Below are 13,515 nucleotides of genomic sequence, written 5' to 3' on the forward strand. Positions count from 1 at the left end.
CCCCATATGGAGGACTAAATGCCTGCAAAGGTAAGGTACGGTGTTATCGGCTGCGGAATGATGGGGCAGGAACACCTGCGCAACATCGCCCTATTGCCGGATACGAAAGTGACGGCAATTTTCGAACCGGACGCGGACATGGCGAAGGCCTCGGCTGATCTTGTTCCGGAAGCGATGTTTGTCGGATCCGTCGCCGAACTGCTGGACGTCGAAGCACTGGACTGCATTCTGATTGCCAGCCCCAATCACTGCCATGTGCCGCAGATGGAAGAAATTCGCCAGAAGCGGCCACTGCCTTTGCTGATTGAAAAACCGCTTTTCACCGACCCGAAAGATCTGGCTGAACTGGAGGCTTTCAAAGCAGCATACCCTGCGCCTGTCTGGGTGGCGATGGAATATCGATACATGCCGCCTATTGCCGCCCTGATCGAGCAGGCGGAAGAGGCGACAGGCGGCATCAGGATGCTGACGATCCGCGAGCATCGATTTCCGTTTTTGGACAAGGTTGGTGCCTGGAACAGGTTCAATCGCTATTCGGGTGGGACATTTGTCGAGAAATGCTGTCATTTCTTCGATCTGATGCGATTGATCATGAAGTGCGAACCCGTTCGTGTGATGGCGTCTGGCGGCCAGGATGCGAATCACAAGGACGAGACATATGACGGCGAACAGCCCGATGTGCTCGACAACGGCTACGTCATCGTCGACTTCGAAAACGGGTCTCGCGCCATGCTGGAACTGTGCATGTTCGCGGAAGGGTCCCGATACCAGGAAGAGGTCGTGGCCATCGGGCCGGAAGGCAAAATCGAAGCATTTGTGCCGGGTCCCGGACGGTTCTGGCCACAAGATCTTGGTGAGCCACCTGTGCCGCAGCTCGTCGTTTCCCCGCGCAATCCGAAGGGGCCACGACAGATCGATATTCCGGTCGATCCGACCATACTTGACGCCGGGGACCACAACGGTTCCACTTTTTATCAGCATGAGGGCTTTGTTGCCGTCGTTCGTGGTGTAAAAGAGGTGCCGGACGTGACATTGGATGATGGTCGACTTGCGGTGGAAATGGGCCTTGCAGCCCAACAATCCGCGCGCACCGGTCAGGCCGTTTCCATGATCACCTCAAAGCTTTCCTCGGTAGCTTGCTAAATCTAGCGGTGTTTCCTCCGAGGCTCCTGCCGGCGTGACGACAGTCACGCCGGTTTTTTATTGTCTGGTTTTTTCGAAATAATTCTCATCCGGTTTCTTCCAGGAGTGCTGTGAACCGCAAACAAACTGGCGTTGCGTTACTTTTGGGGTGGTGAGCCGATACAAAATGTCAAATCAATCTGTTACGGCGCACTGGACATTTCGCCCGAGTGAGGTGCAGGATCATTTGATACTGACCGGGTTGCGTCACCAGTTACCGGCAACTGCCTTCATTCGCGTGTGACCCGGAAACGGCATGTTCCACTTTTGGGAGGGCCTGATGCGCAAGCCTATTTCAGTTCTTTTATCTTCAGCACTTATTTTCCAGACCGTTCTCGTAAATGGGGTTTTGGCGGCTCCTGCGGTGACAACCGCAAACGTGAATTTCCGGCAAGGGCCGGGTACGGGATACGGCTCCCTGGGAACCATTCCAAGCGGAACATCGGTGGAACTGGAAAACTGCGACGACAACGGATCGTGGTGCACTGTCAGCTATAATGGCCAGAACGGCTTTGTCAGCGGAAATTATCTCCAGTTGGCCGAAGCAGAAGAGAGCACCGGCTGGCCCCGGTCCTACGAGACTGACGGCGGCGCAACCCTGATCCTGTATCAGCCCCAGTTTACCGAGTGGGATAATTTCAAGACCCTGAAGGCGCTTGTCGCAGCGGAATACGTCAAGGACAAGGATGCCAATCCTGTCTTCGGCGTTATAGGCGTCACGGGGGAGACCGTCGCGGATCCGGAAAAGGGTCTGGTCGATGTCAACAAGATCCAGGTCACCCAGCTTGATTTCTCCGCGTTGGACCGCGCTTCGCTGACGGATCTCACGCTTCAGGTGGGCAAAATCATGCCGACCGGAACGGTCACCGTGAAGGAAGACCGGATTACGGCCGGCCTGGCAGAATATCAGCGCATGGATGACGTGAAGGGGCTCAATGCCGAAGCCCCGCCGGTTTTCATTTCCATGGAACCGGCCATCCTGGTGCAGACCGAAGGGGCCCCCGTACTGGCTCCGGTCAAGGGAGACCAGGGTCTGAGTTTCATCGTCAACACGAACTGGGACATTCTGAAGATCGATGAAACGGAGGAATTCTACCTCCGCGACGAGAAATCCTGGCTGAAGACCAAAGATGTCTCATCAGGTTGGGAGCCGGTAACGGATCTGCCTGATCTCATCAAGGCTCTGCCGGATGACGACAACTGGAAGGAAACGCGGGAAGCCATTCCGCCGGAGCCATTCCCGGACAACAAGGCTCCGAAGGTCATCTATTCGGACAAGCCTGCGGAAATGATCGTCTTTGACGGCGAGCCCAAGCTGGAGCAGGTGGAAGGCACAAACCTGGAATGGGCATCCAACACCGAAAGCGATGTGTTCTTCCTGACGACCACCAAGACCTGGTACATTCTGGTTTCCGGTCGCTGGTTCAAGTCGGCTTCTCTGGATGGGCCCTGGGTGTTCACGACACCGGACATGCCGTCGGACTTCCTCAATATTCCCGAGAATGCTCCATATTATTCGGTGCGATCCTCAATTCCGGGGACCTCTGAAGCTTCACAGGCAAGGTTGAAAGCGAGCATCCCGACAACGGCCCGCGTCGAAGTCGGCTCGGTGAGTGCGGATGTCGCCTATGCGGGCGACCCTGAATTCGAGCCGATCGAAGGCACTTCGATGTCTTACGCGGTCAACACCAACGAGCAAGTCATTCAGGTTGGTGCGAAGTATTACGTTCTTCAAAATGGCGTTTGGTTCGTGAGCGACAGTCCCGACGGGCCCTTCGTCGTGGCAACTGCCGTCCCTGATGAAATCTACACCATTCCGCCGTCTTCACCGGTCTACAACGTGACCTACGTGCGTGTGTACGAGACCGAGCCGAACGCAGTCTGGTATGGCTACACCATGGGATACCTGACAGGCTTCCTGGCCTGGGGGGTCTTTGTCTACGGCACCGGCTGGTATTATCGGCCGTGGTATCGCCCGGGCTTGCGACCGATCTATTTCCCACGGCCGGTCACCTACGGTATCGGTGCTTTCTACAATCCCGTCCGGGGTGTTTACGGACGCTATGGTTATGCCTATGGACCTCGTCGCGGTATTGCCGCCGGCGGTATCTATAACCCGCGCACCGGCGGCTACATTCGCGGGGCAGCCATCAGCGGCCCGCGTGGCAGTGCCGGTTTCATTACCGCCTACAATCCGCGTACCGGAAACCGGATCGTCGCAGGTGGTGCACGCGGCATTTACGGATCATGGGGCGGAGCCGTGGTCTCCGGGCCTCAATGGTCACGTACGCGCGATCTCCAGCAGGGCGCGGTCAATCGATGGAAACAAAGCGGAGACCTTGGGCGCATCGGCAGCCTTGACCGGCGCGGCGACGTGTTCGCAGGGCGGGACGGGTCTGTCTACCGCCGGGACGGCGACAACTGGAAGAAGTTCGAAGGCGGTCGCTGGGGCGATGTTGCCGCACCGTCCCGAGAGAACATTCAGGATCGCCTGGGAGATATCGGAGCAGGGGCAGCTGCGGGCGCAATCGGTGCCGGTGTAGGTTCAGCGATTGCCAACCGCCCGGCGGGCGATCGCATCCAGAACCGCCCCAATGCCGGAGATCGGCCGAATGTTCAGCGTCCGGCAAATCTCCCTGCAGGGCAAAGACCCAACGTGAACCGGCCGAGCGGCGATCGTCCGACGAACCTGCCGGCGGGACAACGGCCGAATGTTCAGCGTCCTGCACAGCAGCCGAATGTTCAACGTCCGGCTCAACGGCCGGCCAAGCAGCCGTCGACACGTCCTGCCCAGAGGAAACAGGCCCCGGCCCACCTCAACAAGGATCGCAGGGCGAGGACTACGGGCAATCGACAGGTGAACCGCCAACGGAATGTCCAACGCAATCGTCCGCAACAGGCCCGCCCGCAACGCGGTGGAGGTGGCGGTCAGCGCCGGGGTGGTGGTGGAGGTCGCCGCCGCTAATCGAGCTGGCTAGATTGGCAGATCGCGGGCATCCGCGATCGCCTCCATGGTCATGTAGGACGTGACGGTATCGAGATCGACTTTCTCGATCAGGCGTTGATAGACCCGGTCGAAGGCATTCATGTCTTCGGCCACGACCTTCAGCATGTAGTCGTAGTCTCCGGCAATCCGGTAGAAATCGATGACGTTCGGGATTGCCGATACCTCACCACGGAATGTCTCCAGCCAATCCTTGGAATGATGCCGTGTTCGGATCATGACGAAGACCGTGAGATTGAGCCCGAGTCGTGCCGGGTCCAGCCGCACCGTGTGGCCTTCGATGAGACCGCTCTCGTAGAGGTTCTTGAGCCGGCGCCAGCATGCGTTCTGCGACAGGCCGACTTTTTCTGCCAGGTCCCGCTGCGACAATCTGGCATCCCTCTGCAATGCGCGGAGGAGGGCGCGGTCAATATGATCGAATTTTTCTTCCATATACGATCAGGTGACACAATTTTGGGAATTTGACAATCAAACTATGTGAGGAAATCCCATCGAAAAGGGTCGTATGATCTGAATAATTGGATTCGGAGCAAGAAATGACCCAACAAACCGGCACCGCACTAGATCAGTTTCACAAAATGCTGAAGGGCCCCGATTTGATTGTCCGGCTGCGGGCAGGCCTGATCGGTGAGGGCAAAATCATCTCCGGACCATTTGGAGAGCGCGAGCTGATCTACGCCGATTATGTCGCTTCAGGCAGGGCACTGCGCCAGATCGAGGAGTTCGTGCTGGAAGAAGTGTTGCCTGTCTACGCCAACAGCCATACAGAGGCATCCTATTGTGGAAGCGCAATGACGCGGATGCGCGAGGCGGCAAGATCAGAGATCGCCAGAATCTGCGGTGCCGACAAGGCAACCTATGCGACCGTCTTTTGCGGATCGGGCGCGACAGCCGGTTTGAACAGGCTCGTGCATCTCCTGGGTGTCTCGACAGCGGTTGAGAAGGGGGAGAATCCTCTCGTCGTGATCGGCCCATATGAGCACCACTCCGATATTCTGCCCTGGCGGGAAAGCGGCGCAGAAGTGATCGAGATTGGAGAGGCAGGCGAGGGTGGACCGGATCTGCAGGAACTGGAAACTGTACTTGAAAGCGCCGGGCAGGAACGCCTGATCGTTGGTGCTTTCTCCATGATGTCCAACGTGACCGGCATTGTCACGGACGACCGGGCGGTCACGCGTCTCCTGAAGCGTTTCGGTGCCTTGAGCGTGTGGGACTGCGCAGGCTCAGGTCCTTATCTGCCCATTGAAATGAACGAAGGAACGGACGTTGAGAAAGACGCAGTGGTCGTCTCTCCGCACAAGTTTGTCGGTGGTCCGGCCGCTTCAGGTGTGATGATCGTTCGCAAGGCGGCAGTTCAAATGGAAACGCCCGTGTTCCCCGGCGGTGGCACTGTGCGCTTTGTATCGCCCTGGGGACATGATTACACTTCGGATATTGCCTGCCGGGAAGAGGCTGGAACTCCCAATGTGGTTGGCGACATTCGCGCTGCGTTGGCTTTCATGGTCAATGAAGCGATCGGGCAGAAAACCATGGATGAACGCAACGCTGCCTGGCGGGTAAAAGCACAGGCGGTCTGGCGGGAAAATCCGGCAATTGAAATCATGGGCAATCCCGACGCACACCATGTGTTGCCGGTTTTCTCGTTTCGCGTGCGCGATTTGGAACGCGGCGGATACATTCACCAGCAGCTTGTCACGCGCATGCTTTCAGATGAATACGGAATACAGACCCGCGGCGGCTGCGCCTGTGCCGGTCCATATGCGCATCGGTTGCTGGATATCGGACAAGAGCAGTCCGAGACGATGCGTCAGCGGATTTTGTCAGGCGAGGAGCTCAAGAAACCGGGGTGGACCCGGCTCAATTTTTCCGTGCTGATGACAGAAGAAAAAGCGGATAAGATCATCAGGGCCGTGGATGAGCTCGCACGCACACCTTATCCCCTTGCGGATCACTACGCCTGTGATGAAAGCACAGCGCGTTTCAAAGCCATCCAGGACGCTGCTTGAAGGATCGAGAAAGACAATGTGCCGTTGGGCTGCCTGGAGCGGAGCTCCGAAATACCTTGAAGAAGTTATCTGCGATCCCGCGCACTCGCTGATCGATCAGAGCCGCAATGCGCTTTCCTGCAAGACGGCCGTCAATGCCGACGGCTTCGGTGTGGCCTGGTACGGCGATCGTGACACGCCGTGTCTCTACAAGGATGTTCGGCCTGCATGGTCGGATCCAAACCTTCTGCAGATTGCACGGCATGTCCGCTCCGGGCACTTTCTGGCGCATGTGCGCGCGTCGACCGGATCAGCGACGACACGTGACAACTGCCATCCTTTCACCTTCGACCAATGGACGTTCATGCACAACGGACAGGTGGGCGGCTATGACAAGGTGCGTCGCCGCCTGGACAACATGATCCCGGACGACCTCTACCGGGAGCGGTCGGGCGGCACAGACAGCGAGTGCCTGTTTCTCATCGCGCTTGCCTACGGGCTCAAGCAAAATCCGCGCGCTGCCATGGCTCGGGCCGTTCATGAAGCCGAGGGGCTTTCCAGATACTCCGGGACGACGCCTCATATGCGCTTTGCGTCTGCCTGGTCGGACGGCAAGACGCTTTATGCCGCTCGCTATGCCTCAGACAAGTTTCCGCCAACGCTCTACTATCGGCAATTCGATGACGGGGTGATGGTGGTCTCCGAGCCTCTCGATGAAGCGCGTAACTGCTGGATGGAAGTTCCAAGCGGCGACATGATCGAGATTCGCGATGGAAAGGTAAATCAGGTCACCTTCCTGAACGATGAAAAGCTGGTTGATGCCTGAGCAGAGGATCGGTTCTCAGCTCTCGATCCAATGCCAGGCGGTTTCGATCTCGTCTCTGTCGAAGTGCTTTTCCTGAATTCCGGCCACTTTTGCAAAGGTCGCATCCACGGCAATCAGAGCTGCAAGCATCTTGCTGTCGGTGACGATGGCGATCTTGTTCAGATGCACCATGTGCGTCAGGATCCATTTTATGTCTGCGGCCGCAGCTTCAAGGGAAACGCCGACATGATCGCCGAGCACGACAAGAACACTGATCTTGTCGTGCTCCTTGATCAGCTGTTCGGCCTGGTCAATCAGGTTTCTTTCCTGATCGATATCAATCTTTCCGGATATTTCAACACCCAGTACCGGACCTTGGCTGCGGGGCAGAATAACGAACATGCTGGTTCCTCCAATCTCGACGGCACACTGCCGTTGCCTGACCGGATGAAGGTTAGTTCGTCAATTCAGGGTTGATCAAGTCGAGTTTCTCAAGTCGCCCTGTGTCGTTTCGAAAGGGTCTTGGTCACTCAGCATGCCTGGTTGGATTGTTCGTTTTCCAACCCGGCAATGATCTCTCTGGTACGCGCGTCCACGAAGGCGCGAATTTGACGAGTGAGCGGAAAGCCATCGGTGTGCGACCGGCCGTAGGACAGGTTGAAGTCGTGAAAGATGACGCTGCGTGGAGGCATAAGTTGATGCTGAAGCATGGTCTCAAGCTTGTCGAACGCTTTTGCGAGGCGTGCTTCGAGCGTTTGGGCCCCGGCATATTCATCCCAGAGTGAGAGAAGATCCTGAGCTGTGTCCGCAGGAAGAGGGGCACAAAGCTCCTGGAAATCGCGTCGTTCGCGGTCCTGCCGGTCATCTCCCGGGGTTTGCTCTGGGGCAGGAATGTCTCCCGAAATGGCTTCGCCGAGATCGTGGATCAGGCAAAGTTTCAGAAGCTTCGGAATATCGACTTCCCCAAGTTCCTTCTCAAATACAAGGATCATGAAGGCCAGCCGCCAACTGTGTTCGGCCGTGCTTTCTTTCCGGCCTTTCCGGGTTGAACCCGAACGGAGCGTGTCTTTCAACTGTTCGGCTGCCTGGAGGAAGTCCAGAAGACCGGACAGTCTCATGTTGTCTGCTTCCATGGCGACGGAAGCTGTATCTGTTTGAGTCATGCCGCCAAGTTTAGCGCGCGATCATCGGTGCAGCGATGGCATGAATATTTTATGCAGGAAACGGAATTAGGCAGCAGGCTCGTCACGCACCAGCCTTGCAAACCGGCCGTCGGAGAGCGGTAGGCGCGAAATGCGGATGCGACTTTGAGGAATGGTCAACTCGGCGAATTCCGCCCGCTCTGTCTCATAAACAACGTCGGGCCCAAGCGGCTCGAACCATCCGTGTTCTGGCAGCTGATGCTCAACGGATCGAATGCTTTCAGAAGCAAATCGCCAAAGCGGGCGGTCCAGCAGTTCGGAGGTCGGGATGCGCCAATTGACAGTCCTTGCAGGAGAGGCTGCCAACAGTCTGTGGGTCAGATCGCAGACAAGATGAACCGGCATGGCGGCCTGGGTCACGAGATCAAGCAGCGCCCGGTCTGCCGCAGTTTCCGGCCGTGCGCGCAAGAGCTGCGTGATCTTGAGCCGGTCCGCTCCATTTGGCTGCGCATCTCCGCTTTCCCAGCGGGAAATCCTGCTCTGGGAAACATCGAGATCGCGGGCAAGGGTTTCCTGCTTGATGCGATTGAGCACACGCCATCTGCGTAGGGAAGGGCCCAGGCTGGTTTCAAGAACTGCAGTTTCTGTCGGCATGGCGCAATTGTAGCGGCAAATTTCTAAAAGGGGGAGTCAGGGAAGTGGTCGTCCTGGTGCCGTCAGATTTTGTTGAAAGGGCGGCTCGTAACCTGGATCGAGTTTCCGTCGGGGTCTTTGGCGTTGGCAAACTCGTATCCGTCGGCCTGATGAACAGGCCCGAAGCTCAACCCTTCAGCTTTGGCAGAGGTGCAAAAATCCTCGACCGTCTCAACGTTGAACACCAGTTTCACGGTGCTTTGCCCGGTTTTTTGCGCTTTTCCCGCCTTGTGCAACATCAATCTGGCACCGCCGTCTGGCGGTACCAGTTCGGTAATTCGGTCGCCTGGGATCTGATGCATGGAGAAACCGAAATGCGAAACGTAAAACGAAGCCGTCCGGTCTATGTCACGTACATACAGGAGAATTCGGTCCAGTCTCATCATCCCGGCCCCAGGCAGTTGCAGTGGTTCTCAAAGGATCAATCTGTATTGAGCCTGCCTTTCGTGAAGGCAATGGCCGGGTCCGAAGAATGTTCAACATCTTCTCCCAGCACCTGTGTCCATGCATGTTTGCGATGTTCATAAACGGAAAAGCGGGGAGGCGGAAACTCGGGATCAGCAAAAGCTCCGACTGGAATTGCGGTCACACCGGGCCAGCCTTCAATGACGTAGGCCAGTGTGGAACCGCAATTGGGGCAAAACCTGTAGGTCGCCTTGTGACCACTATCGGCAACGCGGGACCATTCCTTGTAGTCGCCGGACAGCTCAACGTTTTCATCTGGCCATCTGGCCTGTGTTGCAAAGGCACTGCCGCTGCGCTTCTGACACTCCAGGCAGTGACAGACGGATACTCGTACCGGTTCGCCCCGACAAACCGCACTCAGCTGTCCACATCGGCAGGATGCATGTCTCGTAATCATCGGTCTTTGTCCCTCTCCAGAGCGGAAAGGTAGCAGGGAGAGGGAAACGGTCAAACGAAGTTGTGCCAGGGAGCCGGTTGATTAGCTGTACTTTTCGATAAAGGCATCAATCGACAATTGCCGGAAATCCGGAAGGCGCGCCTTCAGCTGTTCATGCGACCAATCCCACCAGGAGATGCCCATCAGCGCCTCTTCCTGTGTCTCAGTAAAGCGCCGCTTGATCGGTTTGGCGGCGACACCGCCAACAACGGTGTATGGAGCAACGTCCTTTGAGACGACGGCACCCGCTGCAACAATCGCCCCCGTCCCGATGGTAACCCCGGCCAGAACCGTTACGTTGTGACCGATCCAGACATCATGGCCGATGGTCACCCAGTCATCCTTTCTCCACTGAAAGAAACCGGCATCGTCGTTGCCCAGGTCATAGGCAGCCGCGCGGTAGGTGAAATGATGCTGGGATGCCCGCCAGGTGGCGTGGTTGCCCGGATTGATCCGAACACGCCGGGCAATCGAACAGAACTTGCCGATTGTTGACCAGACGACATCACCTTCCTGAACAATATAGGAATAGTCGCCCATCTGGCTTTCGCGCATTTCCGTGCGCGCTCCGACTTCTGTCCAGATCCCCAGTTCACAATTCTGGACATTTGCATCCGGATGAATATTTGGCGCTTCGGTAAGGCATTGCTTCTGGGCAGGAGAGGACATGGAGGCTCCATTGGGAAGAATAGTGATAGAGGGGCCGTGTTTAACCGGCGTCGGGTGAAAGCCGGTGACGGATTGGTGACAGTATTATGACTGTATCCAGATTTAACAGCTGAGTGCTTATGGAAAGACTGGAAAATCCAGTCAAAAATACACAGTCTTCAAGGTCAATACTGCAGCAGTACTGACTCAAGGCTTCAGAGAGTGCCTGATCTTCGAAGTCATTGAATCAAAATGGCAAATCTTGAAATGCGGATCAAAGGGGCCGGAGTCGGGATCGGGGTCTTCATGGAACTGTCATAAATCTTTGATCTTTCATACAAAAACCTGTCATCTGCCTGTAATCGTCCAGTGGCTCTTGTCGCCCAGCAATACGAACAAACACGGACAGGGCTGGCGGGTGATTCAGTTTCAGGACGTCACAAAGACCTTCGGGACAAGGACTGCGGTCAACAAGGTCGGTTTCAACATAGACAAACCGCAGATGGTCGGGATTATCGGCCGATCCGGAGCGGGCAAATCGACCCTCTTGCGCATGATCAACCGGCTGACGCCGGCGACTTCAGGCCAGATCCTGTTCAAGGGGCAGGACATTCTCAGCCTAAAGGGTGGAATGATGCGCCGTTGGCAGCGTGATTGCGCCATGGTGTTCCAGCAATTCAATCTCGTGCCGCGCCTCGATGTGGTCACCAATGTCATGCTCGGCCGTCTCAACGGTCACGGCACAATGAAGAGCCTCTTCAACATCTTCAGCGCCGGCGATGTCAACGATGCGCTTGTTGCACTCGACCGCCTGGGAATCGTTCAGGAAGCGGCCAAGCGCGCCGAAGAGCTTTCCGGCGGTCAGCAGCAGCGGGTGGCGATTGCCCGTGCGTTGATGCAGGACCCTTACATGATCCTGGCAGACGAGCCGATTGCGTCCCTGGATCCGATGAATGCCAAGATCGTCATGGATGCGCTGCGTGAAATCCATGAGCGCGACAACAAGGTGGTTATCTGCAACTTGCATACGCTCGATACGGCGCGTGCCTATTGTGACCGTGTCATCGGTATGCGCGACGGGTTCCTTGTTTTTGACGGAAAGCCCGAAGAGCTGACCACAGCCGCTGCCCGTGAAATCTACGGTGCCGACGAAAGTTTCAACGAGGCAGCGACTTCCACTGCCATCGACGCCGGCCAGACCGGCTCTCAAGAATCCGCTGGTGTGATGACCCCGGCGGCAGCAGCGGTTTGAGCCGCTCGCGCACCCTTCAAACGTCATCAGATACAGACTCTCGGGGAGTGTCCCAAATGAAATTCGTTTCCAAAGTTGCTGCGCTTGCTGCCGTAAGCACGATCGCTCTGAACGCCTCGATCGCCGGTGCTTCAGAAATCACCGAGTTCCGCATTGGTATTCTGGGCGGCGAAAACGCGTCTGACCGCCTGCGCGCCTATGAGTGCCTGGAACAGAAAACCGCCGACCTGCTCGGTGTTCCTGTCAAGCTCTTCGCTCCGGCCGACTACAACGGCGTTATTGAAGGTCTGCTCGGTGGCAACCTCGACATGGCCTGGCTTGGTGCGTCCAGCTACGCAAAGGTTTATCTGACTGATCCGGAAGCTGTTGATCCGGTTCTGGTCAAGGTGAACGTCGATGGCGGTTATGGCTACTACTCCATCGGTTTTGCCCGTGTCGACAATGAGATCAACTCTCTGGAAGACATGAAGGGCAAGGTATTCGGTTTCGGTGATCCGAACTCCACTTCCGGTTACCTGATCCCATCCATCGCCATCCCGCAGGAAGGTTATTCCATGAAACCGGGTGAGTATTTCGGAGACGTTGTCTTCACCGGTGGTCATGAGCAGACCATCGTTGCTGTATCCAACGGCGACATCGACGGCGGCGTGACCTGGGCTGACGGTCTTGGTGAGTGGGAAGACGGTTATAACTCCGGTGCCCTGCGCAAGGCTTCCGACGCCGGCCTCGTCGACATGACTGAACTGCGTGAAATCTGGCGCTCCCCGGTGATCCCAGAAGGTCCGATCGTTCTGTCCAAGAAACTTCCGGAAGACGTGAAGATCAAAATGACTGCATTGATGGCGTCCCTGAACTCCATGGACCCTGAGTGTGCTTACGGTGTTGCTGCTGGTGAAACCAAAGGTTTCATGCCGATCACGCATGACGCCTACGTCAACATTGTTGAAGCCCGCAAGGCAAAGAACAAGAACTAATCGGTTCTTTTGAACCTTCGCGCGGGCCGGATTTCGGCCCGCGCTTTCATATGACCTCCGTCAAAGGACATTGGTAATGGCTGTTGCCGCACTGGAGCAGGAAATCCTCTCCTTACGAAAACGCCGCCAGCTTTATTCCCTGATGGGATTGCTGCTGGTCGTTGCGGTTCTCGTTTCCGGATATTCCAAATCGAACGAAATGAATTCCGGCGGCTTCTTGCAGGGCCTGTCCAAGTTCTTCGACTACCCGGGCGAAATCGTCGTCGAGGCCTGGGAGGCCGGACCCGCCTTTTTCGGTCTTGTCCTGCATTTTGTGCCGGCGATGCTGGAAACGCTGAACATTGCGGCAGTCGCGACACTGCTGGGCGGTGCGATGGCCGTGGTTCTGGCCATGGCTTCAACCCGAAACGTTGACAGCTGGGGCCCGCTCATTCCGGTGGTCCGGCGCATGATGGACGTCATGCGTGCATTTCCGGAGCTGATCATTGCCCTGTTTCTGATCTTTGTACTTGGCTCAAGCCCGGTGCCGGCCATGATCGCGGTTGCCTTCCATACCGCCGGTGCGCTGGGCAAACTCTTTTCCGAAGTGAATGAAAATATCGACCGCAAGCCGATTGAGGGACTGTCGGCCTGCGGTGCCAACTGGCTGCAACGCATCCGCTATGCGGTCATGCCGCAAGTCGCGCCGAACTATCTCAGCTACTTCCTGCTGCGTCTTGAGATCAACGTGCGCGCCTCGGCCATTCTCGGGTTTGTAGGCGCTGGCGGTATTGGTCAGGAGCTGCGCCGCACGATCGGCTGGGGCCAGGGGGCAGGGGATGAAACAGCGGCGATCTTCGTGCTGTTGTTCGTCACCATCATGCTGATTGACCAATTGTCTTCTTATCTGCGCGGCAAACTTGTCGGCGCCGGACGGGCTCATTGAGGAA

General features: G+C 56.8%; 14 protein-coding genes. 7 read left to right on the forward strand and 7 right to left on the reverse strand.

The window, feature by feature from the left end; translation table 11 throughout:
* Window positions 1-18 precede the first annotated feature (18 nt).
* Complete coding sequence (locus ABLO27_RS01590) at window positions 19-1,143, forward strand: Gfo/Idh/MocA family protein (protein ID WP_353030033.1); 1,125 nt, start codon at window positions 19-21, stop codon at window positions 1,141-1,143.
* 319 nt (window positions 1,144-1,462) lie between these two features.
* Window positions 1,463-4,147, forward strand: a complete 2,685-nt coding sequence (locus ABLO27_RS01595; protein WP_353030034.1) for an SH3 domain-containing protein — start codon at window positions 1,463-1,465, stop codon at window positions 4,145-4,147.
* Window positions 4,148-4,156: 9 nt separating this feature from the next.
* On the opposite strand, the gene ABLO27_RS01600 is transcribed toward ABLO27_RS01595, so the two are convergent.
* A complete protein-coding gene (locus ABLO27_RS01600) occupies window positions 4,157-4,618 on the reverse strand; it encodes an Lrp/AsnC family transcriptional regulator (RefSeq protein ID WP_353030035.1) in 462 nt (153 codons plus the stop codon).
* A 104-nt stretch (window positions 4,619-4,722) separates the two neighbouring features.
* On the opposite strand from ABLO27_RS01600, the gene ABLO27_RS01605 reads away from it, so the two are divergent.
* Window positions 4,723-6,192, forward strand: coding sequence for an aminotransferase class V-fold PLP-dependent enzyme (locus tag ABLO27_RS01605; RefSeq protein WP_353030036.1), 1,470 nt, complete (start codon window positions 4,723-4,725; stop codon window positions 6,190-6,192).
* Between the two features lie 16 nt (window positions 6,193-6,208).
* Window positions 6,209-6,997, forward strand: coding sequence for a class II glutamine amidotransferase (locus ABLO27_RS01610; RefSeq protein ID WP_353030037.1), 789 nt, complete (start codon window positions 6,209-6,211; stop codon window positions 6,995-6,997).
* 15 nt (window positions 6,998-7,012) lie between these two features.
* Here the strand turns inward: ABLO27_RS01610 and ABLO27_RS01615 are convergent, their stop codons facing one another.
* From ABLO27_RS01615 to ABLO27_RS01640, 6 genes are all read right to left on the reverse strand, one after another.
* Window positions 7,013-7,378: an STAS/SEC14 domain-containing protein gene (locus ABLO27_RS01615; RefSeq protein ID WP_353030038.1), complete on the reverse strand. Its 366-nt coding sequence runs from the start codon at window positions 7,376-7,378 to the stop codon at window positions 7,013-7,015.
* 128 nt (window positions 7,379-7,506) lie between these two features.
* Entirely contained in the window at window positions 7,507-8,139 is a 633-nt protein-coding gene (locus ABLO27_RS01620) for an HD domain-containing protein (protein WP_353030039.1), read from the reverse strand.
* A gap of 66 nt (window positions 8,140-8,205) precedes the next feature.
* On the reverse strand, window positions 8,206-8,772 hold the full coding sequence (locus ABLO27_RS01625) for a helix-turn-helix domain-containing protein (protein ID WP_353030040.1): 567 nt from the start codon (window positions 8,770-8,772) through the stop codon (window positions 8,206-8,208).
* A 62-nt stretch (window positions 8,773-8,834) separates the two neighbouring features.
* Window positions 8,835-9,194: a VOC family protein gene (locus tag ABLO27_RS01630; protein WP_353031665.1), complete on the reverse strand. Its 360-nt coding sequence runs from the start codon at window positions 9,192-9,194 to the stop codon at window positions 8,835-8,837.
* A 38-nt stretch (window positions 9,195-9,232) separates the two neighbouring features.
* Window positions 9,233-9,673 carry a GFA family protein gene (locus tag ABLO27_RS01635; RefSeq protein ID WP_353030041.1) on the reverse strand — a complete coding sequence of 147 codons (441 nt, stop codon included), beginning with the start codon at window positions 9,671-9,673 and terminating at the stop codon, window positions 9,233-9,235.
* Window positions 9,674-9,754: 81 nt separating this feature from the next.
* Window positions 9,755-10,381: a DapH/DapD/GlmU-related protein gene (locus ABLO27_RS01640; RefSeq protein ID WP_353030042.1), complete on the reverse strand. Its 627-nt coding sequence runs from the start codon at window positions 10,379-10,381 to the stop codon at window positions 9,755-9,757.
* A 397-nt stretch (window positions 10,382-10,778) separates the two neighbouring features.
* Here ABLO27_RS01640 and phnC point away from each other — a divergent pair, with 397 nt between their 5' ends.
* The 3 genes from phnC (at window position 10,779) to phnE (ending at window position 13,511) form a co-directional block, all read left to right on the forward strand.
* Window positions 10,779-11,612: a phosphonate ABC transporter ATP-binding protein gene (gene phnC / locus ABLO27_RS01645; RefSeq protein WP_353030043.1), complete on the forward strand. Its 834-nt coding sequence runs from the start codon at window positions 10,779-10,781 to the stop codon at window positions 11,610-11,612.
* Between the two features lie 56 nt (window positions 11,613-11,668).
* The gene (gene phnD / locus ABLO27_RS01650) at window positions 11,669-12,586 is read left to right on the forward strand and encodes a phosphonate ABC transporter substrate-binding protein (protein ID WP_352938980.1); all 918 of its coding nucleotides are present in this window, start codon (window positions 11,669-11,671) and stop codon (window positions 12,584-12,586) included.
* 76 nt (window positions 12,587-12,662) lie between these two features.
* The gene (phnE, locus tag ABLO27_RS01655) at window positions 12,663-13,511 is read left to right on the forward strand and encodes a phosphonate ABC transporter, permease protein PhnE (RefSeq protein WP_353030044.1); all 849 of its coding nucleotides are present in this window, start codon (window positions 12,663-12,665) and stop codon (window positions 13,509-13,511) included.
* Window positions 13,512-13,515 lie beyond the last annotated feature (4 nt).

Source organism: Roseibium sp. SCP15 (assembly GCF_040329435.1).
Classification (GTDB): Bacteria; Pseudomonadota; Alphaproteobacteria; order Rhizobiales; family Stappiaceae; genus Roseibium.